The sequence below is a fragment of the Bacillus sp. BHET2 genome, assembly GCF_005938125.1.
GTDB lineage: Bacteria > Bacillota > Bacilli > Bacillales > Bacillaceae_B > Rossellomorea.
Map to the genome: position 1 here is coordinate 549,649 of NZ_VCQN01000002.1, position 26,397 is coordinate 576,045.

The following is a 26,397-nucleotide window of genomic DNA, read 5'->3' on the forward strand; positions in this document are numbered from 1 at the left end:
TGAATCGATCCTTTCATGACGGTCAATTTGCTTGTAATTGTATAGTGTGAATGGCTTCGTACTTAGGAATCCGGTCTACATGTGTTTGATATAGTACAATTTCATTTGCCTTAAACGTATAGGTTTCAGTTGGCTGAAATCGTTTCATCCATTCCGAAGTAAAGGGTGATGGTTCGTTCCATTTCCTCCCCACCGTAATATGAGGGGAAAAAGGTCTTGTATCTAATGAATATCCTGCATCTTCACACGCACCATAGACTAAGTCCCGGACCCGAAGTAACGAATGAGAAGGCTCTACTCCTAACCAGAAGATTCGCGGAGAATCAGGATTTCCAAATGTCCCGAAATCACCCAGAGTCAAGGAAAAAGAAGAACACGTCAATTTCTCCACTTTATCGATTACTGGGTTAAGATCATCGGCACTTCCTAAAAAGGCCAAAGTAAGGTGATAATCATGGGTGTGCACCCATCTCTTGAATGATGCTTCTTCTTGTAATGGCTGCACCCATTCTTTTATCATCCGTTTTGTATCCTGAGGCAGTGAGAGAGCAAAGAAATAGTGTGATTTCAACATATCACTCGTCCTTTCAATTGTACTACCATTTTAGCAAAATGTGTCATAAGAGAGAATGTCTACAAAGAAATGCAATAAAAATGAAATACAAAGCTAATTTATTTGATATGATTTGTCTGAATTAGTACGATAGAAGAAGAAACTTTTTCTGAAGGGAAGTTGACTATGAAAGTAGTACAAAATATTGCTGAACTGATTGGGGACACTCCCCTTGTAAAATTGAATCGATTAAATCCTTCTAATGGAGCAGATGTGTATGTGAAATTAGAATTCTACAACCCAAGTAAGAGTGTAAAGGACCGTGCAGCCTATCAAATGATTGTGGAAGCGGAAAAAGAAGGCTACTTAAAGGAAGGCTCTACCATCATCGAACCGACAAGCGGGAACACCGGGATCGGACTTGCCATGAATGCAGCAGCCAGAGGCTATCGTTCCATTCTCGTCATGCCTGATACGATGACCCAAGAGCGCATTAATCTCCTGAAAGCGTATGGAGCAGAAGTTGTGTTAACGCCTGGAGATGAAAAAATGCCGGGTGCCATTGAAAAAGCAAAAGTATTGACACAAGAAATTCCAAACAGCTTTATGCCGATGCAATTCGAAAATGATGCGAATCCGGATGCACATCGAAAAACAACGGCATTAGAGATTGTGGAAGCCATGAAAGAAATCGGGAAACCACTGTCTGCCTTCGTCGCAACAGCTGGAACGGGCGGAACGATCACAGGGACAGGTGAAGTATTAAGAGAGCACTACCCTGACTTGTCCGTTCATGTTGTAGAACCAGCAGGATCTCCCGTCCTTTCTGGTGGAAAACCGGGAAAACATAAATTGGTCGGTACGAGTCCCGGATTTGTTCCCGACATCCTAAACACGGATGTCTACGATGAAATCCATAAAATCGAAGACGAACAAGCCTACGATATTGCCCGGAGAATGGCACGTGAAGAAGGTATATTGGTCGGTCCTTCATCTGGAGCTGCTTGCTATGCCGCCATTGAAGTCGCGAAAACATTATCACCTGATGATGTGGTCGTTTGCATCGCCTGCGATACAGGAGAAAGATACCTGTCTAGTGATTTGTTCCGGTTCTAACCGGTTGAATAGAATCGATCCATGAAAAGAGGCTGTGTCCATTGTCGGCACAGCCTCTTTCTATTCTTTCATTTAACATTATGATAGTGGGAGATGAATTGTTCAGGAGAGGACTTAACAACAAATGTCCAAACTCCTTCAATTGTGTGAAGATACAAAAATGTATAGTAAGCTGACAATGGCTTGCTCGTCACGTCCATCACATCTTTAATGATGAAGCTTTTCGTGGGAGTTACGATTCGGTCCTTGTATAAATAAAGGTACTCCTCTGTCTCCACCGTGAACTGCTGGTTGTCTTCTATTCTTCGTTCTGTCTTCATAAATGGTTGTGAACAAATCAACATGTATTGCCTCCAACTAATTTAACGATCTGCCATCCTTTTTCTTTCACTGAATAACGCCTGCAGCCTTTTCGTGACAGCGCCGGGTTTCCCGTCACCAATCACCTGTTGATCGATTTTAATGACCGGCATCACTTCCGACGTAGTGCTTGCAATGAAGACCTCATCGGCTTCTAGAAGCTCAGAAACGACAAACGCCTCTTCCTGAAAAGGGAGATCGTTTTCCCTGCATAAATCATCAATGACTCTTCTCGTAATTCCATTGAGTATAAGGTTGGTGACAGGGTGCGTATAAATAATCCCATCTTTTACAATAAAGGCATTAGAAGAAGATCCCTCCGTCACCGTATCACCACGGTGTAAAACGGCTTCGAAGTGCCCGTCTGAAGCCGCCTCCTCTTTGGCAAGAAGGTTTCCAAGCAGGTTCAGGCTCTTAATATCACAACGGAGCCATCTGATATCCTCTACTAGCTTCGCTGTGACCCCTTGTTCCATTTGCTTGAGGGGAACCGGGTAGTCTTTCGTATACGCAACGACACTTCCTTTCACATCACGTGCAGGGAAGTGATGTTGACGTGGAGCCACGCCACGGGTCACTTGTAAATAAACGATTCCGTCTTTCACCCCATTGGTTTCGATCAGCTGAAGTAGGATGGATGTGAATTCTCCTATCGGATAGGGAATGGAAAGCTTCATCTTATCCGCACTTTGATAAAGCCTTTCCATATGCTCCTTCATCGTAAACGTGTTTCCGTTGTACACTCTGATCACTTCATAGATGCCATCCCCGAATTGATAGCCCCGATCCTCGATATCGATCTTTGCTTTATCGCGATGAATCAGTTCGCCATTGACAAATAGTGTGTTCATCCTGTTCTCCCCCTTGTATCTCTCAAGATTCACATGCTAATTCGTAAATCGCCTGGGCATATATTGCCGTAGCTTTGAGGAGATCCTCTATATGCATATACTCATCCTTTTGGTGAGCAATGTCTTCACGGCCAGGGAATAGCGCCCCGAAGGCTACGCCAGCTTCTAGGCTTCTCGCGTATGTTCCTCCGCCGATACTTAATAACTCTCCTCTTTCACCGGTTTGATCTTCATATACTTTTTTCAACGTCTGGACGAGTTCATCATCCTTGGAAACGTGATGTGGTTTGCTGTCTGTGAAATTCTCGATTGAATAGCCTTCGATGTTATCAATGATGGCTTTGCCTTTTTTCATATCAAACGTCACTGGATAACGCATGTTCAAGCCCAATCGTCCGCCTTCAGCTTCTGAATAACGCAGCTTTCCAACATTGATGGTCAAGTCCCCCGTTATATCATCAGTATAACTAACACCAAGCTGAACCCCTCTCGAGTCTTTGAAGAAATGCTTCTTCGTAAACTCAAAGAACTGCTTACCTTGTGACGACAGTGGCAGATTCGACAAGAAAGCTGCGAGATATAGACCTGCATTCTTTCCATTGTCTGGCTCCATCCCGTGTGAAGATACGCCTTCAACCTCAAGGATAAGTTCACCGTTTTCGATATAATAGTTTCCTTTGATGCCTTCTTCTTTCGTGAAGATTTCAAAGTTTTGCACCCATTTTGTATGATCTTCATCGACGAAAAGGATCGCCTTTGCATAATCCGGGACCATGTTGTAGCGACGACCAGACTCAAAGGAAAGGACTTTAATTCCTGATTCTAAAACCTCTAAAGCCTTTACTTGCACCAAATCATAATCTGCGATCCCTTTTTCCGCATGGATGATCGGGAAATCGGCATCAGGAGCAAATCCCATCGTTGGCATTTCCTCTTTTTTGAAATAATGCTCCACGCATCTCCAGTCGCTTTCTTCATCTGTTCCAATGATCATCCGAATCCGTTTAGTAAAAGCAGGATCAAGATCCTTTACGATTTTCATAGCGTAATAAGCAGCCATTGTAGGGCCCTTGTCATCGATCGCTCCACGTGCGTAAATCTTTCCGTCCTTTATTTCTCCGCCATAAGGATCAACACTCCATCCATCACCTTCTGGAACAACATCCACATGGCAAAGGATGCCGAGGAGATCCTTGCCATCCCCAAACTCTAAATGGCCGGCAAGGTGATCGACATTTTTAGGAGTGAAGCCGTCTTTTTCCCCTAAAGTCAAAAGGTAATCCAGTGCTTCCTTCACACCCTTGCCAAGCGGTGCACCCTCTGTTACATTTTCTTCGTCCAGCACGCTTTTAATTTGAAGGAACCCCTGTAAGTCATTTAGCAAATCGTCTTTCCGCTTTTCCACTTCATTCGTCCAATTAATACTCATTTGCTTCCACCTGCTTTATATGTATTTCATTCCCTTATCATTTTATACTGTTTAGCGTGGAAATCCAAACAGGGAGAATTCCGCTATTTTAATAAAGAGCTCTTGTTCGATTTCATAAGCCTACAGCTTAACTGGATGGAAATAGGGGAATAGATGCATAATTAAAGACAAGAAAACCATATAAAAACATATTCATTACATAATTTTAGTATTTTCATCATATTATAGGAATACAACCATCAACTTACTACGTAAATTGTTTGTAAATTTGGACAATATCCTAGAAATTTTGTCGGTTTAGGGTTACAATGTAATTGTCTGACATCTTATGAGATAACTTATATGTAGAAAAGGGGTTGTCTAAAGCGCATAGTACATATGGTAGCACGTGAGGTGCACAAGTGACGCATGTAGTCTTGCCTTTCGGAAAAATGATGAGGGAGTGGTTTTTTGAAACCTTCAACCAATCGTATGCTAACTAGAATCAAAGCTGTATACATGTACATTAATCAGAAAGGTACTGTAACAACTCAAGATCTTGTAGACGAATTTGGCATTACTCCTCGCACCATACAAAGAGACCTCAACGTGTTAGAGTACAATGACTTGGTTCAAAGCCCAAGTCGGGGTCAATGGACAACCACAAAGAAGAAAGTAAAGATGACATCATAATAGAAAAGCGGAAGGGCTTTGCCCAGAGGCGACAAGCATATGACGAACCTGCCAAAAAGGCGGGTTTTTGCCTTTTTGGCAGGTTTGGCTTATGACCTCGAGCCTCTAAGCCCTGGAGCTGGACAATAGAAAAGCGGAGGCGGCTCGTACAGAGGCGACAAGCATAAGTCGAACCTGCCGGAAAGGCGCACTTTGCCTTTTTGGCAGGTTTGACTTATGACCTCGAGCCTCTAGCCGCCGGAGCTGGACATATTGAAAAGCGGAAGGGCTTTGCCCAGAGGCGACCGATAATCAAAAAGACGGGAGAACACCTTTAGTTAAAGGTGTTCTCCCGTCTTTAGTCTTTACTCAGGTTTGTATTCCTTCAATTGCGTGACTTCCTCTTCGGTTAACTCACGGTACTCACCAAGTTCCAGATCTTCATCCAGCTCAAGGGGACCCATCGTCAAGCGTTTCAGATATACGACACGCTTCCCAACACTTTCAAACATTCTTTTCACTTGATGGAATTTCCCTTCAGTAATCGTCAATTCGATATCTGACGTTAAACCGGATTTTAAGATTGTCAATTCCCCAGGCTTTGTTTCATAGCCATCTTCCAATGTAACACCTTTTTTGAAAGCTTCCACATCTGCTTCAGTTACTTCCCCTTCAATGACGGCAAAGTACGTTTTTGGCACATGGCGTTTAGGAGATAGCAGCTGGTGGGATAACTGACCATCATTCGTGATCAATAGGAAGCCTTCTGTGTCTTTATCAAGTCTCCCTACTGGAAACGGACTAAATATTTGATCATCCATTTGAAGTAAGTCAATCACCGTTTCATCTTGACCATCTTCTGTAGCGGATATCACTCCCGGAGGCTTATTCATCAGGAGGTAGATGTACTCACGATACTCAACCTGCTCCCCGTACAACAGAACCGTATCTTTTTCTGTATTAATATGGACCTTACCGTCTTTTACGACCTCTCCATTTACTTGGAGACCTCCGTCCTTTAATAGCTTCTTAACTTCTTTCCTGCTGCCATGACCCATATTGGCAAGCATTTTATCTATTCTCATATGATTCACTCTCCGTTTATTGTGGATTGTTTTGGTGCATTTCTCTTACGATAAAAAAAGGGATGATCGGTATGTATCATCCCTTTTTTCACTTACCCTATCCGCAGTTTACTGCGAATCTTGGTGATTTTATCTCCAAATAATCGATCGGCCAATTTACTTCTTAAACTGAGATAGAAATAAACGAGTGCTCCTACTCCGCCGCAGATGGCTACTAGCAGGATGGACTGGAATCCTGTCTCTGGATTAAGGAATTTAACGAGAACAGTATATAACACTAACACAACGACGGCCATTATCGCATTCAGTGCCCCAATGAACATGGTTCTTCTGATGATCAACCCGAATTGGTATCTAGCATACTTCTTGATGACATACAGATTGATTAGAATCGCCGCTACATAGCCAAGTGTGGTCGCAAGGACAGCTCCTTGCGTTTCAAACAGGCGAATCAATGGAATGTTCAAGACTAGCTTGAGAAGCAAGCCGACCAGTAAGCTGAAAATCGTAAACTTCTGTTCATCAATTCCTTGAAGGATCGCTGCTGTAACCGCAAATAAGGCAAATAGGATCGCTACAGGTGCATATGACCGCAATATCGATGTCCCTAATGCATCGCTATGATAGAACATCGTATACATCGGCTCAGCTAAAAGGGCAAGTCCTAATGCTGCCGGTACTGTTAAGAACAACAGGATTTGGAACGTTTGGTCAATGTTTCTTCGCATGGTTTTCCGGTCGCCACTCGTATAAGAAGTCGTAATCAATGGAATTAAGGTCATCGAAAACGCGGTTGCTAAAGATACTGGAATAATCACAAGCTTATGGGTATAGAAGTTCAATACGGCAAAGGCATGATCGGATACCTTGGCATTTCCGATGTCATCCATCGCTGTATTAAAGGTAATCTGATCAACGAGTTGGAACAAAGGATTGGCAAGTCCAACAAAAATGAACGGAATCGAGTAGGCAATGATTTCTTTGTACATCGATTTCAACGAAACTTCTTCGTTTCCCCGGTCCTCTTCCAATAGCTCATCCAAATGGGGCTTGCGTTTATACCAGTACCATATCAACGCTCCAAGACTAGCAAGCCCGCCGACAAATGCAGCAAATGTCGCGACAGAGATGGCGGTTGTCACGGTACCACCCAATATGTTTAAGACGACATAGATTCCGCCCAGTAAGAAGACAATCCGGACAATCTGTTCAATCACCTGAGAAACCGCCGTCGGTCCCATCGATTGATGACCTTGGAAGAATCCCCGGATCAAACTCATAAACGGAATGATGATCAAGGCAAAACTTACGGCCCGAATGACAGTGGTTACCTGATCAACAGAAATGACCTGTTCATTACTTTTGATTGTCATTCCGGCAAAGATTGGCGCAAATGCATACATAATGAGGAACGATACGATTCCCGTTAATGTCATCAGAACCAAACCTGATTTAAATAACCTTCGCCCTACCGCATATTCTCCTATGGCATTATATTTTGACACAAATTTCGAAACCGCCAGCGGCACTCCTGCAGTTGCGACAGTCAGAAAGATGGTATAGGGTACATATCCATATTGATATAGGGACGCCCCTTCTTCATGACCTTTAAGCAAATCATCAAACGGTATAACATAAAAAAGACCCAAAAACTTCGAAATAAAGGTCCCTAACGTTAAGATAAACGTTCCTCTTATTAATTTAGATGACATAGTATCCCTCTCTATATATCTTGTTGCTCGTTAGACAAACAAAATAGTATCATGCTTGAAAATTTACACACTATCAGTAGTTTACTACTGTACGAATCGAATGACAATTTTTTTCGAATTGTTGTTTTTAATTCCCATCCCATTTAAAATAAGGAGAAACTTCTTTTGGAGAACCGAAAGAGCAAAACTAAAAGTTGGTGGAAAAATGGTAAAGAAATATGATGTCATCGTCATAGGCGGAGGGCCTTCCGGTTTAATGGCCAGTATCGCAGCCGGAGAGAACGGTGCGAAGGTCCTTCTTGTAGATAAAGGAACGAAGCTCGGAAGAAAACTCGCCATTTCCGGAGGCGGTCGCTGTAACGTGACCAACAGGCTCCCGGTAGAGGAAATCATCAAGCATATCCCAGGGAACGGACGTTTCTTATACAGTGCGTTTTCTGAATTTAATAATGAAGATATCATCTCTTTCTTCGAGAACCTGGGAATACAGTTGAAAGAGGAAGATCACGGACGTATGTTCCCTGTTTCCAACCGGGCATTGGACGTTGTGGAAGCTCTATTAAACCGAATGCAGGAATTGAAGATAGACACACGGTTGAGCACAAGTGTGGAAGATGTTCTATACGAAAATGGCCAAACGGTCGGCATCCTCTTGAAAGATGGGGGAACGATTGCTGCAGATGCTGTCGTGATTGCGGTTGGAGGAAGGTCCGTCCCTCACACTGGATCAACGGGAGATGGATACCCTTGGGCCACAAAAGCCGGGCATACAATCACGGATTTATTCCCGACTGAAGTTCCCCTTACATCGGACGAGCCTTTTATTAAGAAGAAAGAGCTTCAAGGCCTTTCTTTGCGCAGTGTTGACTTAAGTGTGATGAATCCGAAAGGAAAAAAAATCATCACCCATAAAATGGATATGATTTTTACACATTTGGGAATTTCCGGACCGGCCGTTCTTCGCTGCAGTCAATACGTGGTAAAGGCCATGAAGAAATGGAACTTGACTCATGTTGCCATGCAGATCGACTCCATGCCCGAGCAAAATGAAGAACAACTTTTCCAGTCCCTTCATAAGCAGGTGAAAGAAGATGGGAAGAAGGCCGCGAAGAACCTTTTCAAAGGATTAGTACCAGAGAGATACCTGTTATTTCTACTGGACCAGGCAAACATTGATCACGATGAAAAAGGAGATCATATCTCATCAGAAAAAATCCGTCATTTCACAAAGCTGTTAAAGCAATTCACCTTCAACGTGAACGGCACGTTATCGATCGATAAAGCCTTTGTGACCGGTGGCGGTGTATCTATCAAAGAAATCGAACCAAAAACCATGGCTTCGAAGAAAATGAACGGCCTCTTCTTCTGTGGAGAAGTACTCGACATCCACGGATATACAGGCGGATATAATATCACCTCAGCCCTCGTCACAGGCAGACTTGCCGGTTTTAATGCAGGGAAAGTTTAAGGTAATAAAAAGAAAGGTTGATCCTCATTCATTGAGCGATCAACCTTTTTATTTTCGATAAACGACCATAGCGGAGAAACAATAGATTTGATCCTCTATTTCTTCTGACATAGCAGCTACATGGTATTTAATATCGACGATCTTTTTATCTTCCAATTTACTGAGAAATTGGTTCATATCCTTTTCTAAATCTTTCTCATGCTCGTAGTCGAAGACTTTTACTTGGATCATAGGGCTCCCTCCCGGATTGTTTTTGCTACTAGTATCGTCAGAATAGTTAATTTTCAAACAATTCGATGCGCGTGATTTTTTATATGGGGTAGAAAGGTGTTGGGAGGGCAACATTTTCGATTTCGCCGTTAAATGTTGATTATCGCCGTTATATCACGTATTTCGCCGTTAAATTCAGAATTTCGCCGTTATAATGAAAATCTCGCCGTTAAATCAATTGTTGTCACTCCAAATTCACGCATCATCAGCCCTCACACACCCATTTCTACTCCAAATACCTCCAATTGAAAAAAGCACATCCCTTTTTATAAAAAGGATGTGCTTTTCCATCAAACTCACATTATTTCTTCTCAGCTGTTTCCCCTGACCAGTTCATCATGCCGCCTTCCATGTTTACCACTTTATAGCCTTGTTCCTGCATATAATGAGCAACATTTCCACTGCGATTTCCTGAACGGCAGATAAAGATATACTCTTTATCCTTTTCAAATTGATCCAGTGACTCAGGGATTTCACCCATCTTGATGTGCTTCGCTCCTGGGATCATTCCCTCTTCCACTTCTTCATCCTCACGAACATCCACTAAAAGCAAATCTTCACCATTACTCAACTTTTTCTCTAACTCATCCGTCGTAATCGTTTTAATTGTATCCATCATCATCTTCCTTTCAACATTATTCACCATGATTATACCAAACCAAGTCCCCTAAACAAAAAAATCAGATTGAGGGACGGACCTCAAAGAAAGGCTGATTTAAAGCGATTTACGCTTAAAATCATGTCCATTTCAAGGTCCGTCCCTCACATTTACTCACATTTATTATTAGTTCGCTACGATGTTGACTAGTTTGCCTGGTACGGCGATGACTTTGCGGATGGTTTTGCCTTCTATTTGGCTTTTGATTTCTTCGTTTTCCATCGCTGTTTTTTCAAGGTCTTCTTTGTTCATGTCACGAGGGACCATGACTTTGACTTTCACTTTTCCATTTACTTGAAGGACAATTTCGACTTCGTTGTCTACAAGCTTCGATTCATCGAATGTTGGCCATGGTTGGTAGGAAATCGTTCCTTCGTGACTAAGCTTGTTCCAAAGTTCTTCTGTCATATGTGGAGCGATTGGAGCCAGAAGCTTGATGAAACCTTCCACATAGGTTTTAGGGAGTGTATTAGCTTTGTACGCATCATTGATGAATACCATTAGCTGAGAAATCCCTGTATTGAAGCGAAGGCCTTCGTAGTCTTCTGTCACTTTCTTAACGGTCTGGTTATAGCTTTTGTCCAGATCAGAGTTCGGTGCATCCTTCACTTTAGAAGACAGCGTACCATCCTCTTCAACAAGCAGACGCCATACACGGTCAAGGAAACGACGGGCTCCGTCAAGGCCATTCGTGCTCCAGGCAATGGAAGCTTCCAATGGACCCATGAACATTTCATAAAGACGAAGGGTATCTGCTCCGTGAGATTCTACAACCTCATCCGGATTGACAACATTCCCTTTTGATTTACTCATTTTTTCATTGTTTTCCCCAAGGATCATACCTTGGTTGAATAGCTTTTGGAACGGCTCTTTCGTTGGAACTACACCGATATCATATAGGAACTTATGCCAGAAACGGGCATATAACAAGTGAAGTACCGCATGCTCTGCTCCGCCGATGTACGTATCTACCGGTAGCCAATCTTCCATTTTCTTCGCATCGGCAAGTGCTTCTTCGTTATGTGGGTCGATATAACGAAGGTAGTACCAGCAGCTGCCGGCCCATTGTGGCATCGTGTTTGTTTCACGACGGCCTTTTTTGCCGGTTTCAGGATCTTCCACATTCACCCATTCACTGATATTTGCAAGCGGTGATTCTCCCGTACCGGACGGCTTGATTTCAGTCGTCTTCGGAAGAACAAGAGGCAGCTCACTTACAGGAACCGGTGATGTTGTACCATCTTCCCAATGAATGACAGGAATCGGCTCTCCCCAATAACGTTGACGGCTGAATAGCCAATCACGAAGGCGATACGTCACTTTCTTCGTTCCGATGTTTTTCTCTTCCAACCAGGAAATCGCTTTGGTGATTGCCTCTTCTTTCCCAAGTCCGTCAAGGAAACCAGAGTTTACATGATCTCCATCGCCTGTGTACGCCTCTTTCTCAACGTCCCCTCCAGAAACGACTTCTATGATTGGAAGCTCGAACTCCTTCGCAAACTCATAGTCTCTTTCGTCATGGGCAGGAACTGCCATGATTGCACCAGAACCATAGCTCATTAGAACGTAATCGGCAATCCAGATCGGCATTTTCTCTCCATTTGCTGGATTAACTGCATAAGCACCAGTAAATACACCGGTTTTTTCTTTTGCCAGATCTGTGCGCTCAAGATCACTTTTCGATTTGATTTTGTCGATATATTCTTTTACTTTCGAGCGATTTTCATCCGTTGTGATTTTTTCTACAAACGGGTGCTCTGGAGCAAGAACCGCATACGTTGCACCAAAGATCGTATCAGGGCGAGTCGTGAAGACGTCGAACGATTCGTCATGACCTTCAATTGTAAAATTGATTTCGGCTCCTTCAGAGCGTCCGATCCAGTTGCGCTGCATATCCTTTATGCTTTCAGGCCAGTCGACATCTTCAAGGTCTTCAATCAGACGGTCAGCATAAGCGGTGATTTTCAGCATCCACTGCTTCATCGGACGGCGTTCTACTGGGTGTCCTCCCCGTTCACTCTTTCCATCGATGACTTCTTCATTGGCAAGGACCGTTCCAAGGGCCGGGCACCAGTTCACTGCCACCTCATCCACGTAAGCCAAACCTTTATTATAAAGTTGAATGAAGATCCATTGTGTCCATTTATAGTAGCCTGGATCTGTTGTATTCACTTCGCGATCCCAATCATAGGAGAAACCTAATGATTTAATTTGACGGCGGAACGTATTAATATTTTTCTCTGTGAATTCTGCCGGGTCATTCCCTGTATCAAGGGCATATTGCTCTGCCGGTAAACCGAATGCATCCCACCCCATCGGGTGAAGGACATTGTACCCTTGCATACGCTTCATACGTGAAAGGATATCTGTTGCAGTGAACCCTTCCGGATGCCCTACGTGAAGGCCTGCGCCTGATGGATAGGGGAACATATCCAGGGCATAGAAATTGGATTTCCCTTCATCTTCCGTCGCTTTGAACGTTTTGTTTTCTTCCCAATACTGCTGCCATTTTGTCTCAACACTCTTATGATTAAAACTCATATTGAGATCCTCCTTTAATTGTCATTCGAAAGGTCATTAATTGCCTTTCTTTTTTGAAAAAAAATAAAAAAACCCTCATCCCAAATAAATATTTGGGACGAGAGTTTGTCAATACATTCTCCCGCGGTACCACCCACATTAGTGTACGCGCACTCAGCTTCATTCATCCTTAACGCGGAAAACGGCAAGTCTTACTTATGGTTCACACTTGCAACTCAGCAGGCGAGTTCATGATGCTTCTGGTTGACTTCCACCACCCGTCAACTCTCTACAACAGAAAACCATCATTACTAATCCTGATCAACGTTTCAATATAAGTAAACATTATATGTATTCACTATTTTAGTGAAATTCATACAGAAGCGCAAGCCTATTGTTGATTTATGGTGAATTTTTATGATTTTGTTGGTGTAACTGTGAAATCGATGCTTGGTTATATAACGTACAAGTCAAAAAAATGAAACAACCTTAAAAGGCTGTTTCATTCCTTCATCTATTGTACCGTATATCCACCATCCAGCACGACCGCCTGCCCCGTAATGCCCTTGGCTGCTTCACTGCAAAGGAACATGGTGTAGTCTGCAATTTCTTTTACATCCAATAACCTTTTTTGAGGAACGAGTGGATAAATAACTTCTTCTATTACCTTATCAAGTGGGATGTTTCGCGTTTTTGCAAGATCCCCTAGTTGATTCCGGACTAACGGGGTATCGACATACCCCGGGCATACCGCATTCACTGTTATCCCGTGCTCAGCCGTTTCCAATGCCGCTACTTTCGTAAGTCCTATGACCCCGTGTTTGGCTGAATTGTAGGCAGCTTTACCAGAGAACCCGACTAAACCGTTAATCGAAGCCATATTAATGATCCGGCCGTTTCCTTGTTTCTTCATATGAGGCAAGGCATGCTTTATTGCCACAAAAGGTGCGGTCAGCATCACTTTTAATAGAAGCTCAAACTTTTCAGTAGGAAATCCTTCAATATGGGAGACGTACTGCAATCCAGCATTATTGATTAAGACATCCAGTTTCCCATAATAATCTACTGCCTTTTTGATCGCTTCCTTCAACTCGATTTCAGATGTCACGTCACATTTTATTCCAAGAGCTTCGAATCCTTCTTCATTAAGGCTCTCTGAAGCTTTGTGAACCGCATCTTCCTGTAAGTCTGTCAAGACGACTTTCGCTCCGGCTGCAGCAAATTCTTTGCCAATTTCATAGCCGATACCTTGCGCTGCCCCTGTTATGAATACTACTTTATCTTTAACCATGATAACTCCTTTCTTAAATCCCTACTCCAAAGGAGAATAATAGAATTGCCAATGCCAATCCTATAAGCGGTACAATTACCGTCAACGCTCCAACAGCACCATACGCTTCCCCATGAGTTTCATTACAGATCGAGCGAATCGTTGTGACCACATAACCATTATGCGGCAAGGAATCCAATGCTCCTGAAGAAATCGCTACAACCCGGTGAAGGGCTTCAGGGTTCACACCCATGTCCACATAGTGCGGTGCAAGGATTGGAAGTGCAATCGCCTGGCCACCTGATGCTGAACCAGTCATACCTGCAATCACACTGACGGCTATCGCTCCTCCTATTAAAGGGGATCCAGGTATATTCGTCATGACTTCAACTGCCTGACTGAAAGCAGGAACAGCTTTAGCCACACCTCCGAATCCAACAACAGCCGCCGTATTCCCGATAGCGATCAATGCACCGACCGTACCTTCGGAAACAGCACCCCAGAATCCTTTGAAGTATTGTCGATTCAACACATACGCAGAAATCACTCCACCAAGTAGAGCAATAATAAGTGCCGATTGTTTGAAGGAATCATGGAATGAAAACGCCAGAATTAACACAACTAATAATGGAATCAAGCCCATGAACGGGTTAGGTAAAGGTCTTCCTTCATCAATGACCGGGTCTTCTTCACGGGCATTGAATTTTTCTCCTTTTTTCACTGCTTTTGTAATCATACGTTTTAACCACCAGTAGCCAAAACTAGCCATAAATACGGCGACAATTAAGCTGACTTCCCAGCCGGCATAAGGTGTTGTTTCTAAAAATTCAATTGGGATCCAGTTCTGGATTTCCGGTGAACCTGCTGATGTCATCGTGAACGTCACCGAACCGAATGCTAGTGCAGCTGGAATGAAACGTCGAGGGAGATCGGCCTGTTTAAACAAGCTCACAGCCATCGGATACACCGAGAAAGCTACGACGAAGAGACTGACTCCGCCATAAGTTAGAACCGCACAGGCAAGCACAATGGCGAACACGGCGTATTTCATCCCTAATTTCTCTACGACAAAACGGGAAACACTATCGGCCGCCCCACTGTCTTCCATCACTTTCCCGAAAACGGCTCCCAGTAAGAACATGAGATACCAGGCAGCGATAAAGCTTGTAAATCCTGACATATAGTTCGTGACGAGATCGGCTTCCCCCTCACCCGCTAATTGCGGGAAGAGTGGCATACCACTTAACACAGCTACGAATAATGCCGATATGGGACCGACAATCAGGATGTTCATACCCCTCATCGTTAAAAAGATTAATAAAATAAGTCCTCCAATAAGTCCAACCATACTTAACATAATAGTTCCCCCTTCGTTCTATAAAGATAACCTCTTATATGAAATCGTTTACATTTTTCTTCAGAACACTCTCTCCTTTCAAAAAATACTTTCAATCATCATACATGCAATAATTGTGCCAACTTTCAGATTACTAAAGATCCTTACTCATGAAGGTTTAAAATAGAATAAATTCCGAATTTCCGGACTAGACCTCTATTCCTGACACAAAACCGTCATACTTACTGTAAAACAAAAGAGTCCGGAAATATGGACTCTTTTCCAAATTCCCGGACTCTAAACTTCATCAAAGAAGCTCATACTTATTTAATTTTTCATACATGCTCGACTTACTTATTCCTAAAGACTCAGCAACCTTCCGCTTATCGTGTTGATAAGATTGAAGACTTTGGGTCAAAACGGATTTCTCCGTTTCTTCAAGGATTTCTTTCAATGTTTTAGAACCTACATCATATAAATTGCCGACCTTCATATACGACGGGAGGGATTGAAGGGAAATCTTGCTTCCATTCGAAAGGTAGGTGGATGCGTTGATGACATTTTCCAACTCCCGGAGATTTCCGGGCCAGCTGTAAGAAAAGAATATTTGCATCACATCGTTTTCAAATCCTTGAATTCGTTTACCCGATGATTTTGTAGATTTCTCCAGGAAAAATGCAGCCAGCGTTTCAATATCTTCCTTCCGTTCACGTAGAGGAGGGATTTGAAAAGGAACGACGTTGATTCGGTAGTATAAATCACTACGAAATCGCTTTTCTTCCATCATTTTTTCCAATGGGCGATTCGTAGCGGCAACAATTCGGACATCCACATGTTGTACCCTTGTTGAACCGACTGCCTCTACTTCCCCTTCTTGTAGAACTCTGAGAAGCTTCGCCTGCATATTAAGGGGCATGTCGCCGATTTCATCGAGAAACAGAGTCCCTTTATGGGCAAGCTGAAACTTACCTTTTTTTCCACCCTTTTTGGCCCCGGTAAAAGCTCCTTCCTCATATCCGAATAGCTCGGATTCCAATAATTGCTCCGGAATCGCAGCACAATTCACTTTAATGAACGGTTGTCCGCTTCTTTCACTCAACTGATGAATACTGTGGGCAAACAGCTCCTTGCCGGTACCGCTCTCCCCTCTGATCAGGATCGAGATGTCGCTTGGGGCAATCATTTGGGCTTTATCCTTTAATTCATTCATCCCCTGTGATTCACCGATGATATCATTCAGTGAATATTTCACGCCGGTGTTGATATCCTGTATGTAACTTTGGATTTTCGACATCATGTTTTTCACATGGGAGCTCATTTGCATCCATTCACTTGTGTCCCGGAAAATAACTGAGCCAAACGCACCGATGACCAACCCATCTACCACAATCGGTATACGATTCGCAATCATATAATTTCCTTTTATGTATTGCAGGTCCGCCACCTCTTCTTTTCCATCGCAGGCTACTAGGTGCATTCTCGTATTTTCAATTACGTTTGTTACATGAGAGCCAATCGCCCTATCCCTCTCCACCTCAAGAAATCGGCAGTAATTATCATTTATATAGATAATGGTGCCTTCGTTATCAACGACGACCAACCATTCGAAAGCGTTCTCAAGAATGATTTCAATCATTTCTACAGACACTTGTTTTAATAAGCTGCTCATTTCCATTCGCCTCCTCTGTTTAACAAGGGCACATATACTTCTATAGTAGCACATTCACTTTCTTCCTTTTCGAAGAGGAATTGTATTGCCAATAATTTCAATTACCAGTGCAGATTCGGTTTAATGTCTAAAGTAATAGGGAAACTCCTTAACAATGAATGGAGGAATGAAAGGATGAAAATCGCAGAACTGAAAATATTTTATTTCGAAGACGATGGAATCATCCCAAATAACCCGGACCTTCCCGTACTCATTTACCGGAATGCTTTGGAGCATTCACATGATGCTGAAAATATATTCAACCGAAATCAATGGCTCAATAGTTGGACGAATGGCATTTATGATTACCACCATTATCATAGTGATGCCCATGAGGTATTAGGCGTGATGGAAGGCGATGCCACGGTTCAATTAGGTGGTAAAAATGGGGAAGAAGTGACAGTCCATAAAGGGGACGTGATCATCCTCCCTGCCGGCACAGGTCATAAGAAACTGAGCGCTAGTGCTGACTTTAAAGTGGCAGGTGCCTATCCGAACGGTGATGACTATAATGTAAAAAAGGGCTTATTACGAGAACGCCCCAGTGTGTTAATCGAAATCAAAAACGTTCCACTTCCATCATTGGACCCTGTGTTTGGTGACGCTGGCCCATTGTTAAAATATTGGCTCAAGCAATGATGTAGCACATGTTCTACTATTCATGCGATTTAATTCATTCCTATTTTTCTATAGTAATGCATCTTAGAAACGGCTATAAACAGCTTTTAAAACTTCGTATATTCGATGGATTTCATTTATATTCATAAAATAGTCTTGTTTTCTTTAAAGTCCTATGCTATTCTATTATAGCGATGAGCTGAATTGTGTAAGTCGAGGATCACGTCCTTGTGACAACAAACGATGTGGCGTTTGCTGATCTATCGCCTCAATTTTTTTGCAAGTGGGCTTCCGTAGGAAACGGGAGCCCTTTTTATGTGTAAAAATATCAATCCCCCAATGAATTTTCATTGGGGGATTTTATTCGTTAATGAACCGTTACAGTCACCGGGCTCTTCTTTTTTAACGGTCGGTCATATTGACTTGTGATCAATAATGAAACAACGAAGAAACCAATCAACGTCATAAACAACACCTGCATACTGAATACGTCCACCATTACTCCTCCGATAAATGGACCAATCATCCTGCCACCAGTGGCCGTACTGTTGACGATCCCTTGATAGAATCCCTCTCTCCCTTTTGGAGCCAGTGAGTTGGCTATCGTAGGAACTGCCGGCCAGATGAGCATTTCACCGATTGTCAGAATAACCATAGCTGCTGCAAACCACTTGAATTGATCAGCGGTAGACGCAACCCCGAACGAAACCATGAAGATAACCGTTCCTATCATGATTTGTCGTTTTAAGTTGTGTTCGAAGCGTTTGATGACTTTTGATAAAAGCGGCTGGGCAAGAACGATCAATGCACCGTTGATTGTCCACAGTAAGCTATATTGTTTCAGACTGATATTGATTTCCTGTGTGTAGGTCGCAATGGTTGATTGCCATTGGACATACCCTACCCAGCATAATAAGTAAGCCACACAAATGAAGAGTAATGCCTTCAGCTTCGATTTGTCCCTGATTTGCTTAGACTCATTCAAGACGGAGGTCTGATGACCGTTGACTGAAATGCTTCGATAACCGAATAAGGCAATGAAGAAAAAGACCACATACATACTAAGATTCGCTAAGAATATATAGTTAAAAGAAAACGAGGCGACTAGTCCACCCATGGCAGCTCCTACCGCAACCCCGATATTTTGCGCCACATAGACAGAGTTGAATGCCTTCCTGCCACCTTCAGGCCAAACGGAACCTGCCATGGCATACATAGAAGGAAATACGATTCCCGAACCGAATCCGACGATTGTCAAGAAGACAACATAATAATGCCAACCGTGCCATACATTCATTCCGATTAAAGCAATCAAGGTAATGGAAATACCTGTTAGAATGGAACGATAACCCCCAATCTTATCAAAGAGGCTTCCCCCGATCAGATTACCGATTACACTAGCACCTGCATTCAACATCAACACAATCCCCGCTACAGACAATGATTTCCCTAAATTCTCATGAAGGTAAATTGTATTAAGTGGCCACAAAAAAGAGGCTCCCGTCACATTCACCATCATCCCAATGACAAGCAACCATAATGATTTGGGCATAAGTCTGCCCCCTTTCCATTCATTTATTTCGAGTCCCAAAAGGATTTTACTCTTTTTTGGGAAAGGGAGCAAGAATTATTTTTTTGAGGTAACGTTGTCCTTTTTCGCCACCATAAAAAGCCAGGTGTCCTCATTGAGAACACCTGGTTTAGGAAACGATTATTTACCGTTATGATGATTGGATTTCACAGGTTGCCCCTGTTTCTCGTAGCGCTTTTTAGCTGTTTTCACAGGATTGTTTTCAGTACCGAATTCTGTGTCCAGTTTACGGAAATTACTGCGGGTCTTTTGTTCCGGGTTGTTTTGATCAGAGCGTGTCGTCAATGTAATTTACCTCCTACTACATTCGGATCATGATCTAACAGAATCATATCATTTTGCAGTGTCTGAACTTGCAGTCTCATGCGGTGCAATTGATCCCGCTGTTGAGCGTTTGCACTGTTGGCTAAGTGTGCTACATCATTCACCGCTTCTTCAAGCTGCTGCAACGCTTGAGTATACTCTACATCATGATAATGCTCTTGTTGTGTCCCTGATTTATATTGTTGCTGAGCGTAACGAATGGCATCTTCACACTTTTGCATGCATTCATCAATCGAATTTCTTGTTGCCATTTCGACTACCTCCCTGACATTGGAATAGAGAAGAGATAGATCCCATCCTTACTCTTCTCTACCTTAGTTTGAACTTGATTGCCCGTTTCAGAAGTGGTAATCTTCGCCTATTTCTCTTTGTAGGATACATTTGCCCCCATGTTCATGTTAAAATCTTTTTGAGCAATACGATTGCATACATACAAATTGTCATCTGGAAATGTAGGAGGTGTTTGACGAACTTACACGGGGGATAGCTGGCAGTGAAAATTTTATAAAGTGGATGTGAAAGCATGAAAATAGATCGAATCTTATCTTTTGCGAGAGAGCTCCTAGAGCGGGCTGTCAGACCAGGGGATATCACAATAGACGCAACACTTGGAAATGGACATGATACCTTATTTCTGGCACGATTAGTCGGAGAAAATGGAAGGGTATATGGGTTTGATGTTCAAGAAGAAGCGATAGAAACCACGAAGGAACAACTTACCACCCATGAGCTCGCCGATCGGGTGACACTCTTTCACCAAGGGCACGAAACCGTCATGAATGTCATTCCACCGGTTCATCATGGTAAAGTGACCGGCGCTGTCTTTAATCTGGGCTACTTGCCCGGAGGCGACAAAGAAATCGTCACACGTCCGAAAACAACGATTCTTGCCTTAAATCAAATACTGGACATGATGGCCCCTGAAGGGATTCTCGTCCTTGTCATATATCATGGACATCCAGAAGGGGCCGTGGAGCGTGACTACATCCTTCGCTACGTTGAAAAATTGGATCAAAACTACGTTCACGTTCTACGCTATCAATTCATGAACCAGCTTAACAATCCACCGTTCGTCGTGGCGTTGGAGAAAAGGTAAAAAATAGGGACGGACCTCTAATCGAGGTCCGTCCCTATTTTTTATGCTAATTCGTTCGCAATCAGTTCAAATGATTTCAGTTTATCCTGGAAATCATATGTGATGCTTACGAGCATGATTTCATCCGTTTGGTATTGTTCACTGAGAGCAATAAGTTTATCTTTCACCTTTTTAGGGTTTCCTACCACCATGCGTTTACGATTCTCCCGCACTCTCATTTCTTCAAATGGCGTGTACTGATAGGCTGCCGCTTTTTCAGGGCTTGGCGTTCCGTTCGAACGCATGCCTTGTTCGATCATCAAGATCGCTAAATCGATGCTTGACGCCACTCTTTCCGCTTCTTCATCCGTTTCTGCGCAAATGGCAAACACGGCTACGATATTTTTCGGTTCCTTCAGATATTCAGATGGAACAAAATTATTCCGGTACGCCTGGGTATATTGAGGTCCGCCTTCCCCATTAATAAACTGCGCAAACGTATAAGGCAGTCCTTTCTGTGCTGCCAGCATCGCACTGGAAGGGCTTGATCCGAGCATCCAAACTTCCGGCATGCCAGTAATCATCGGGGCAGCCGTTAACCCTTGGTACGGATGGGTATCAGGCAGTGAATCCGTCAGATAGCCTATAAGATCATCGATTTGTTCCGGATACCGATTCACGTCTCGCGGCTTGCCGTCATGAAGGGCCATCGTGGCCATTGGCATTCCCCCCGGCGCCCTACCCAATCCTAAATCGATCCGGTTTGGATTCAATCCTTCAAGCAAACGAAAGTTTTCTGCTACTTTGTAAGAAGAATAATGAGGGAGCATCACACCACCTGAGCCAACACGGATTCTTGACGTATTCTGTGCCAGGTGGGCGATCAACACTTCAGGTGATGAACCAGCAAGGCTAGTGGAGTCATGATGCTCTGATACCCAGAAGCGTTCAAACCCTAATTTTTCTGTATGCTGTGCTAATTTCACTGTATTATTTAAAGCCTCTTGTGGGCTCATTCCTTCTGCAATGGGGGACTGATCTAATACACTTAACTTCAATTTGGACATCTCCTTTAATTGATGTGAGTATTATTATCAATTTCTTGAAGAAAAATGTCCACTAACATGCTTAAAGGGTGGCTGCGGAGTACGCAGTCACCCTTATTAACGATTACTTCTTGCTAATTTCCACTCTTCCGACTGAACGATCCTTACTTTGACCAGTCACCTTGATTTTTAAGCCATATTCAGGAACATTGCGTCCTGCATCAGGCATCTTCTCATTTAAATAACTGCGCTTATCGTAAAATTGTTGGTTTTTATGAGTATCTTTGTCCACAAGCGTCAATCCTGTTAATTCCCGATAATCCAAGAACATTTTTTCTGTCTTATTCATGCTGAATGCTGCGTCATGAATTTGATAGCGGGTTGCTGCCATTGATTTATCGCTCCATTTAAGCTCACGCTGGTCTGCATCCACAACCCCAAGGAATCCTTCTCCAGGGTGAACGCCAGTCCAGTTGTCCCCATATTTTTCATCGGCATACCAGATGATAAGACCTGGGTCATACGTCATCAGGCTGTTTCCACGTCGGATGTGTGCTAACCCTTCATCTACTCCCTGGTGGTTTCTCCATTCTAACAGGTAATAATGCTTAGATGTTTTGACACCATTATCCTTTGTAAATCCTTCAAGTGAAACTTTGACTTCACCTTCTGCATCATCAGCGAATACTTCATTTCCATCCGCCACAACTTTAATATCATCTACATATAGCCCTGGATTAACCGCTGCACCATCCGTCAAATAGTTTACTTTCACTTGGACATCTTTTCCTGCATATTGACTTAAATCAAACGATGCGTCAACCCATCCATTGGATTTCCCTGTAATCCCATGACCTGGATTTTGATCATTTGGATTTGTATCAGTTGTCAGGTTCCCTGGAATACTCGTCCAATTTTCACCGTCTTCACTCACTTGAACGGAACCGTAATCCCAGTCCTGCTCAATGTCGTACCATGCTTTGAAAGTAAGCTCTGCATTATCAGCATTTGTTAAATCCACATCCAGGACTGCAGAATTATCTAAATCATTATCACTTCCGCTAAAGTACTCAAATTCTCCGCTAAATGGTGTGTTCACCTTTGTTTCTTTTTCAGGAAGGTTGATTTTGAGTGCATCTAAATTTGTTCCTTTAGTGTTTGCTTGATCAAGAAATACTTCCATACCTTTTTTATTGATTTCGTCTAAATCTACTTCATCATACTTCAGCCAATTCCCATCATGTGCGGCTTGTAAATATTCTTTGGACCAGGCACTGAATCCTGTTGGTTCAGTTCCAGGAACTTTCCCGGCCCAGCTTCCACTTGCCATAATTGACCAATAAGCTACCGCTTCACCAGTTCCGGAATATTGAGTATCATATTCATCCGGTAATCCTAAATCATGACCATACTCATGTGAAAATACTCCGGCTGCCCCGTCAGCAGGTTGGACCGTGTAATCGTAAGCGGCCATTTGACCATCCCAATACGGTACATCTGTTTCAGTCCCCTCAACAGGGAAAATATCACCAAGGTTCCAGCGGTGGGACCAGATAGCATCTTCTCCAAGACTACCTCCACCTGCTTCCTCACCTACTGCTGAATGAACAACCATTAAATGATCGACAAGTCCGTCCGGCTCACGTGTGACTCCATCTCCATCAAGATCATATCGATCTTCTTGGTCATAATCAGCCATATCGACATTCGGATCATTTGCGGCTGCCTGTAATGCTTCTTTAATCAATCCTCTTGCGTCAGTATCGCTATCCCCTCTGTCAGGATCATTTCCACCATAGGCTGCAGCCGGTTTAGAGGCCTGGTACCAACCAGCCACTTCTCCATCAACGGAATAAGCCCCGTTTGTTTGCTGCTCATAATATTGTTTCATGGAAATGAAATTCTCACCGTTTGGTCCAGTGTACCCATTCTCCCCAAACACCATATCCTGATAATGCTCTTTCACATAATCAGCGTAGTACATATCTGAATCTTCCGGCGTAATGGAATTATGAGGGAAGTCCGGGAATTCCATAAGCAGTACTAGAACTTTATCTGTTCGTACATCGCCTGTGTAATTCTCTTCCTCTACAGGATCTAGATTTCTCTTTTTCCCTTTATGTTTGTCTCCTTTTTTGTGTTTCTTAATATCTTTTTCAATTTTTTCTTTTTCTTCTTTAAATTCACCATCATCTTCTAATTCTTTCAATCCTTCAGATTTCTCTTTTAGAAACTTTTGGACTGCTTTTTCAGCTTGTCCCGCCGTGGCATTCTTAGATAATTTACCACTCTTTTGCAACATTTCAATTAACTTCTCTTCATTCGCAATCGCTAAGTCAAAAGGACCCTCAGCATGTGGATTTGCATTTTTCACCGTCGGCTTCGCCAACACATTTTCCGGCACTGCGGTTGCAGCCGCTGCAGGTACAGTAAACGCCCCTACACTTAATGCGGCAACCATGGCCATTGATAATACTTTACGAGATTTCAATCCAATTCCCCCTTAAATATGTACTAATTTTTTACACTAATAACAATATACTTTACTATTCTGAAAAGTAAATATTTTCAGATAACATTTGGTTATATAGTATTACGAAATAATTGCTTTTTAGATAAATAGTATGATATTTCGCTAGAATCCAATTGGGTATTTTGTCACAAAATAAATAATATTGCAATAATTTAATGTAATAATATGGTATCTATCGTCGATTCCAGAAGGTTTATGCCCTACTATAGTTTGACGAAATAGACAGAAAAAGGGACGGACCTTCGAAATAGATTTCGAAGGTCCGTCCCTTTTTTTACTCATTTTAGGATGTTTTTTTGCGGTTTCTCCATTTACGGTAGATTTTACCGTTCAGGTAGAAAAATTTGGTGATCCATCCTGCTTCTCCGATGAATTGCTTGGAGAATGATTGAACGTTTGCCTGTTTATTTGCTTTGTCGTCGGAAAGATATACACCTATGAGCCCTTTGTTTATCAGACGGTGAAAGTGAGCATGGGGAAGCTGATGGGTATGTTCGTCCGCTTTGCGTAGAAAATGGAGCAACCGTTCTTTTAAATGCTCATCATCTTCATAATAGAAACAGAAATTCAAATCGCCCTCTTCATGATCCTCACTCTGATCTATGAAATAATCGAGGAGAATATGTAATCCTTGAATGTACGGGAAATATCCTTGTTTGATTTTCTCTGTGTACGATTGCTGAAAATCGCTGCGACAAGCATATGACACTAAACAGAATATTCCCAGGGTCGAACCCGAACAAGCGGAAAACTCGTACCAATTCATTTCAGGTAGTTTGGATCGATGAGTTTCAAACCAATCCTGAAGTCTCCGCTCCCTCTCTTCTTTCTTTACGTGCTTATGTATTTGCAGATCACAATAGTATTCACACAGCTCAATCAGGTCACCCTTGATGCTGTCGTAGTGACTCAGTGTGCCGAGAACCGATTGACACGTAAGGACTAAATCCCTGAGATACCCTCCATCATCCTGATCCTGTCTTAATGCATAATAGTTAACAGGTTCAGCCCCCACCGTCAACGAGTCCTTCATGGACTGATGAAGAAGGGCAAAGTCATCCGGATCCAGGGAAACACTCCGGTCACATAGGTTATCCAAATAGTCGCTTATCGTCTGATAGGCGACTATGAATCGAATCGTGTCTTCTTTTTTATCAAGAGCCAACAGGGAGAGAATCGATCCCCCCTCACAGTGGAACGTTTTATGCTCAATACTTGAGAGTGCCTGGGTTCTTAGCTCATGATTAGGGATAGCTTCAGCTCTTTGCTTCCAAGCAGCTAATTCTTTGTGCACAACCGGAAAAACAGTGCGGTACACTTTGGTCATTAATGAAAAGGGATCATTTGGAATCGGCATCTCTATCACCTCTTTTACAAAATATATCCTAGCGCTTTCAATCGACTTTCTATGAATGTCTTGGAATACTCAAAGATTTCTTCTCTTTCCGGTTCATTATAAATTTCATGATAGCATTTTGGCCATTCTTTGTAATGCATTTCAGATAAGGACAGCTCATTAAACCATTTTTTTACAGCTTTTTTATCCACGATCTTATCGTCGCCAGCCTGCATGACAAGAAGTGGCACGTCAGGCATTTTTTCAAGATTTATAAACGCTAATTTAATCGCATGGGCAAGCTCTCTGTACCAGCGAACGGACACCTTGGTTATATAAAGGGAGTCATTACTATCAATTTCACGTACATCGGCATTCCTTGTTGCCATATCGATCGTTAATCCTGATGGAAACTTCACCATGGGAGCAATCTTATTTAATCCGTGGGACAGAAGCTCGATCGGTTTGGCCGGCGTTGTAACCAGACCTAAACATGGTGAGGATAATATCACACCCGCCAAGTTTATATGGGATTCCTGAAGCAAACGAACTGCAATAAGTCCACCCATACTGTGCCCGATCACAAACACAGGCAATTCGAACTGATAGGCTGCCTGTACCCAATCCTTCACTTCTACGATGTATTCGTCAAAGGAGTCAATATGTCCTCTTTGACTCCGGGAAGTCATCCCTTGGCCAGGTAAGTCTCCCATGATGACATGAAAGCCCGCCGCACGCCACATTTCAATGAGCCAGCCGTACCGGCCATGATGCTCCATTGCTCCATGAATGATGACGATGACTGCCCTTGCCTCTTGATCTGATTCCCATTTCCACATGGCAAATCCTCCTTTGTAGTTCTCTATATGAATGAAATCTGCTACCAT

24 protein-coding genes and 1 other annotated feature are annotated in these 26,397 nt (G+C 42.8%); of the genes, 5 read left to right on the forward strand and 19 right to left on the reverse strand.

Annotation, left to right across the window (positions count from 1 at the left end; all coding sequences use genetic code 11):
• Positions 1-22: 22 nt before the first annotated feature.
• Complete coding sequence (gene thpR / locus FGG79_RS12330) at positions 23-574, reverse strand: RNA 2',3'-cyclic phosphodiesterase (RefSeq protein ID WP_138778708.1); 552 nt, start codon at positions 572-574, stop codon at positions 23-25.
• A 165-nt stretch (positions 575-739) separates the two neighbouring features.
• Between thpR and cysK the strand changes: the two genes are divergently transcribed.
• On the forward strand, positions 740-1,669 hold the full coding sequence (gene cysK / locus FGG79_RS12335) for a cysteine synthase A (RefSeq protein WP_138778710.1): 930 nt from the start codon (positions 740-742) through the stop codon (positions 1,667-1,669).
• 68 nt (positions 1,670-1,737) lie between these two features.
• On the opposite strand, the gene FGG79_RS12340 is transcribed toward cysK, so the two are convergent.
• Genes FGG79_RS12340 through pepV form a run of 3 tightly spaced genes read right to left on the reverse strand, consistent with a single transcriptional unit; the run spans position 1,738 to position 4,309 of the window.
• Positions 1,738-2,013 (reverse strand): hypothetical protein, encoded by a 276-nt coding sequence (locus tag FGG79_RS12340; protein WP_171050906.1) that lies wholly within the window; start codon positions 2,011-2,013, stop codon positions 1,738-1,740.
• Positions 2,014-2,031: 18 nt separating this feature from the next.
• On the reverse strand, positions 2,032-2,880 hold the full coding sequence (gene dat, locus FGG79_RS12345) for a D-amino-acid transaminase (protein WP_138778714.1): 849 nt from the start codon (positions 2,878-2,880) through the stop codon (positions 2,032-2,034).
• Between the two features lie 22 nt (positions 2,881-2,902).
• Entirely contained in the window at positions 2,903-4,309 is a 1,407-nt protein-coding gene (gene pepV, locus FGG79_RS12350; RefSeq protein ID WP_138778717.1) for a dipeptidase PepV, read from the reverse strand.
• Positions 4,310-4,759: 450 nt separating this feature from the next.
• Between pepV and FGG79_RS12355 the strand changes: the two genes are divergently transcribed.
• On the forward strand, positions 4,760-4,981 hold the full coding sequence (locus FGG79_RS12355) for a DeoR family transcriptional regulator (RefSeq protein WP_138778719.1): 222 nt from the start codon (positions 4,760-4,762) through the stop codon (positions 4,979-4,981).
• 344 nt (positions 4,982-5,325) lie between these two features.
• Here the strand turns inward: FGG79_RS12355 and FGG79_RS12360 are convergent, their stop codons facing one another.
• Positions 5,326-6,045, reverse strand: coding sequence for a pseudouridine synthase (locus FGG79_RS12360; protein WP_138778721.1), 720 nt, complete (start codon positions 6,043-6,045; stop codon positions 5,326-5,328).
• 92 nt (positions 6,046-6,137) lie between these two features.
• Positions 6,138-7,757: a putative polysaccharide biosynthesis protein gene (locus FGG79_RS12365; protein ID WP_138778723.1), complete on the reverse strand. Its 1,620-nt coding sequence runs from the start codon at positions 7,755-7,757 to the stop codon at positions 6,138-6,140.
• A 205-nt stretch (positions 7,758-7,962) separates the two neighbouring features.
• Between FGG79_RS12365 and FGG79_RS12370 the strand changes: the two genes are divergently transcribed.
• Positions 7,963-9,225 (forward strand): BaiN/RdsA family NAD(P)/FAD-dependent oxidoreductase, encoded by a 1,263-nt coding sequence (locus FGG79_RS12370; RefSeq protein ID WP_138778725.1) that lies wholly within the window; start codon positions 7,963-7,965, stop codon positions 9,223-9,225.
• A 48-nt stretch (positions 9,226-9,273) separates the two neighbouring features.
• Here FGG79_RS12370 and FGG79_RS12375 read toward each other — a convergent pair whose 3' ends face one another.
• From FGG79_RS12375 to FGG79_RS12400, 6 genes are all read right to left on the reverse strand, one after another.
• On the reverse strand, positions 9,274-9,456 hold the full coding sequence (locus FGG79_RS12375; RefSeq protein WP_138778727.1) for a sporulation protein Cse60: 183 nt from the start codon (positions 9,454-9,456) through the stop codon (positions 9,274-9,276).
• A 340-nt stretch (positions 9,457-9,796) separates the two neighbouring features.
• Positions 9,797-10,111, reverse strand: coding sequence for a rhodanese-like domain-containing protein (locus FGG79_RS12380; protein WP_138778729.1), 315 nt, complete (start codon positions 10,109-10,111; stop codon positions 9,797-9,799).
• 168 nt (positions 10,112-10,279) lie between these two features.
• Positions 10,280-12,694, reverse strand: coding sequence for a leucine--tRNA ligase (gene leuS / locus FGG79_RS12385; protein ID WP_138778731.1), 2,415 nt, complete (start codon positions 12,692-12,694; stop codon positions 10,280-10,282).
• Positions 12,695-12,784: 90 nt separating this feature from the next.
• Positions 12,785-13,007: a binding site (T-box leader), on the reverse strand.
• A gap of 180 nt (positions 13,008-13,187) precedes the next feature.
• The gene (locus FGG79_RS12390) at positions 13,188-13,964 is read right to left on the reverse strand and encodes a 3-hydroxybutyrate dehydrogenase (protein ID WP_138778733.1); all 777 of its coding nucleotides are present in this window, start codon (positions 13,962-13,964) and stop codon (positions 13,188-13,190) included.
• Between the two features lie 13 nt (positions 13,965-13,977).
• Positions 13,978-15,300, reverse strand: a complete 1,323-nt coding sequence (locus FGG79_RS12395; protein ID WP_138778735.1) for a GntP family permease — start codon at positions 15,298-15,300, stop codon at positions 13,978-13,980.
• 286 nt (positions 15,301-15,586) lie between these two features.
• The gene (locus tag FGG79_RS12400) at positions 15,587-16,948 is read right to left on the reverse strand and encodes a sigma-54 interaction domain-containing protein (RefSeq protein WP_138778737.1); all 1,362 of its coding nucleotides are present in this window, start codon (positions 16,946-16,948) and stop codon (positions 15,587-15,589) included.
• 174 nt (positions 16,949-17,122) lie between these two features.
• Here FGG79_RS12400 and FGG79_RS12405 point away from each other — a divergent pair, with 174 nt between their 5' ends.
• Positions 17,123-17,626, forward strand: coding sequence for a cupin domain-containing protein (locus FGG79_RS12405; RefSeq protein ID WP_138778739.1), 504 nt, complete (start codon positions 17,123-17,125; stop codon positions 17,624-17,626).
• 346 nt (positions 17,627-17,972) lie between these two features.
• Here FGG79_RS12405 and FGG79_RS12410 read toward each other — a convergent pair whose 3' ends face one another.
• The 3 genes from FGG79_RS12410 to FGG79_RS12420 all read right to left on the reverse strand — a co-directional run bounded on the left by FGG79_RS12410 (position 17,973) and on the right by FGG79_RS12420 (position 19,771).
• Positions 17,973-19,157 carry an MDR family MFS transporter gene (locus FGG79_RS12410; RefSeq protein ID WP_138778742.1) on the reverse strand — a complete coding sequence of 395 codons (1,185 nt, stop codon included), beginning with the start codon at positions 19,155-19,157 and terminating at the stop codon, positions 17,973-17,975.
• A 159-nt stretch (positions 19,158-19,316) separates the two neighbouring features.
• Positions 19,317-19,481 carry a glycogen biosynthesis protein GlgD gene (locus tag FGG79_RS12415; protein ID WP_138778743.1) on the reverse strand — a complete coding sequence of 55 codons (165 nt, stop codon included), beginning with the start codon at positions 19,479-19,481 and terminating at the stop codon, positions 19,317-19,319.
• The gene (locus FGG79_RS12420) at positions 19,478-19,771 is read right to left on the reverse strand and encodes a YtzC family protein (protein WP_138778745.1); all 294 of its coding nucleotides are present in this window, start codon (positions 19,769-19,771) and stop codon (positions 19,478-19,480) included. The genes FGG79_RS12415 and FGG79_RS12420 overlap by 4 nt, the downstream gene beginning before the upstream one ends.
• A 272-nt stretch (positions 19,772-20,043) precedes the next feature.
• Here FGG79_RS12420 and mnmM point away from each other — a divergent pair, with 272 nt between their 5' ends.
• Positions 20,044-20,616: a tRNA 5-(aminomethyl)-2-thiouridylate-methyltransferase MnmM gene (gene mnmM / locus FGG79_RS12425; RefSeq protein ID WP_138778747.1), complete on the forward strand. Its 573-nt coding sequence runs from the start codon at positions 20,044-20,046 to the stop codon at positions 20,614-20,616.
• Positions 20,617-20,657: 41 nt separating this feature from the next.
• Here the strand turns inward: mnmM and FGG79_RS12430 are convergent, their stop codons facing one another.
• From FGG79_RS12430 to FGG79_RS12445, 4 genes are all read right to left on the reverse strand, one after another.
• Entirely contained in the window at positions 20,658-21,662 is a 1,005-nt protein-coding gene (locus FGG79_RS12430; protein ID WP_138778749.1) for an LLM class flavin-dependent oxidoreductase, read from the reverse strand.
• A 103-nt stretch (positions 21,663-21,765) separates the two neighbouring features.
• Positions 21,766-24,132 carry an immune inhibitor A domain-containing protein gene (locus FGG79_RS12435; protein ID WP_240794263.1) on the reverse strand — a complete coding sequence of 789 codons (2,367 nt, stop codon included), beginning with the start codon at positions 24,130-24,132 and terminating at the stop codon, positions 21,766-21,768.
• 325 nt (positions 24,133-24,457) lie between these two features.
• Positions 24,458-25,531, reverse strand: a complete 1,074-nt coding sequence (locus tag FGG79_RS12440) for a tetraprenyl-beta-curcumene synthase family protein (protein WP_138778751.1) — start codon at positions 25,529-25,531, stop codon at positions 24,458-24,460.
• 14 nt (positions 25,532-25,545) lie between these two features.
• Positions 25,546-26,349, reverse strand: a complete 804-nt coding sequence (locus tag FGG79_RS12445) for an alpha/beta hydrolase (protein WP_138778753.1) — start codon at positions 26,347-26,349, stop codon at positions 25,546-25,548.
• Between the last annotated feature and the right edge of the window lie 48 nt (positions 26,350-26,397).

Bases quoted from the DNA above. Each gene is read 5' to 3' on its own strand.
- FGG79_RS12445 (WP_138778753.1), bottom strand. From the start codon at position 26,349: ATGTGGAAATGGGAATCAGATCAAGAGGCAAGGGCAGTCATCGTCATC.
- FGG79_RS12375 (WP_138778727.1), bottom strand. From the start codon at position 9,456: ATGATCCAAGTAAAAGTCTTCGACTACGAGCATGAGAAAGATTTAGAA.
- cysK (WP_138778710.1), top strand. From the start codon at position 740: ATGAAAGTAGTACAAAATATTGCTGAACTGATTGGGGACACTCCCCTT.
- FGG79_RS12400 (WP_138778737.1), bottom strand. From the start codon at position 16,948: ATGAGCAGCTTATTAAAACAAGTGTCTGTAGAAATGATTGAAATCATT.
- mnmM (WP_138778747.1), top strand. From the start codon at position 20,044: ATGAAAATAGATCGAATCTTATCTTTTGCGAGAGAGCTCCTAGAGCGG.
- FGG79_RS12365 (WP_138778723.1), bottom strand. From the start codon at position 7,757: ATGTCATCTAAATTAATAAGAGGAACGTTTATCTTAACGTTAGGGACC.
- dat (WP_138778714.1), bottom strand. From the start codon at position 2,880: ATGAACACACTATTTGTCAATGGCGAACTGATTCATCGCGATAAAGCA.
- FGG79_RS12380 (WP_138778729.1), bottom strand. From the start codon at position 10,111: ATGGATACAATTAAAACGATTACGACGGATGAGTTAGAGAAAAAGTTG.
- thpR (WP_138778708.1), bottom strand. From the start codon at position 574: ATGTTGAAATCACACTATTTCTTTGCTCTCTCACTGCCTCAGGATACA.
- FGG79_RS12430 (WP_138778749.1), bottom strand. From the start codon at position 21,662: ATGTCCAAATTGAAGTTAAGTGTATTAGATCAGTCCCCCATTGCAGAA.
- pepV (WP_138778717.1), bottom strand. From the start codon at position 4,309: ATGAGTATTAATTGGACGAATGAAGTGGAAAAGCGGAAAGACGATTTG.
- FGG79_RS12410 (WP_138778742.1), bottom strand. From the start codon at position 19,157: ATGCCCAAATCATTATGGTTGCTTGTCATTGGGATGATGGTGAATGTG.
- FGG79_RS12440 (WP_138778751.1), bottom strand. From the start codon at position 25,531: ATGCCGATTCCAAATGATCCCTTTTCATTAATGACCAAAGTGTACCGC.
- FGG79_RS12395 (WP_138778735.1), bottom strand. From the start codon at position 15,300: ATGTTAAGTATGGTTGGACTTATTGGAGGACTTATTTTATTAATCTTT.
- FGG79_RS12340 (WP_171050906.1), bottom strand. From the start codon at position 2,013: ATGTTGATTTGTTCACAACCATTTATGAAGACAGAACGAAGAATAGAA.
- FGG79_RS12420 (WP_138778745.1), bottom strand. From the start codon at position 19,771: ATGGCAACAAGAAATTCGATTGATGAATGCATGCAAAAGTGTGAAGAT.
- FGG79_RS12360 (WP_138778721.1), bottom strand. From the start codon at position 6,045: ATGAGAATAGATAAAATGCTTGCCAATATGGGTCATGGCAGCAGGAAA.
- FGG79_RS12405 (WP_138778739.1), top strand. From the start codon at position 17,123: ATGAAAATCGCAGAACTGAAAATATTTTATTTCGAAGACGATGGAATC.
- leuS (WP_138778731.1), bottom strand. From the start codon at position 12,694: ATGAGTTTTAATCATAAGAGTGTTGAGACAAAATGGCAGCAGTATTGG.
- FGG79_RS12390 (WP_138778733.1), bottom strand. From the start codon at position 13,964: ATGGTTAAAGATAAAGTAGTATTCATAACAGGGGCAGCGCAAGGTATC.
- FGG79_RS12370 (WP_138778725.1), top strand. From the start codon at position 7,963: ATGGTAAAGAAATATGATGTCATCGTCATAGGCGGAGGGCCTTCCGGT.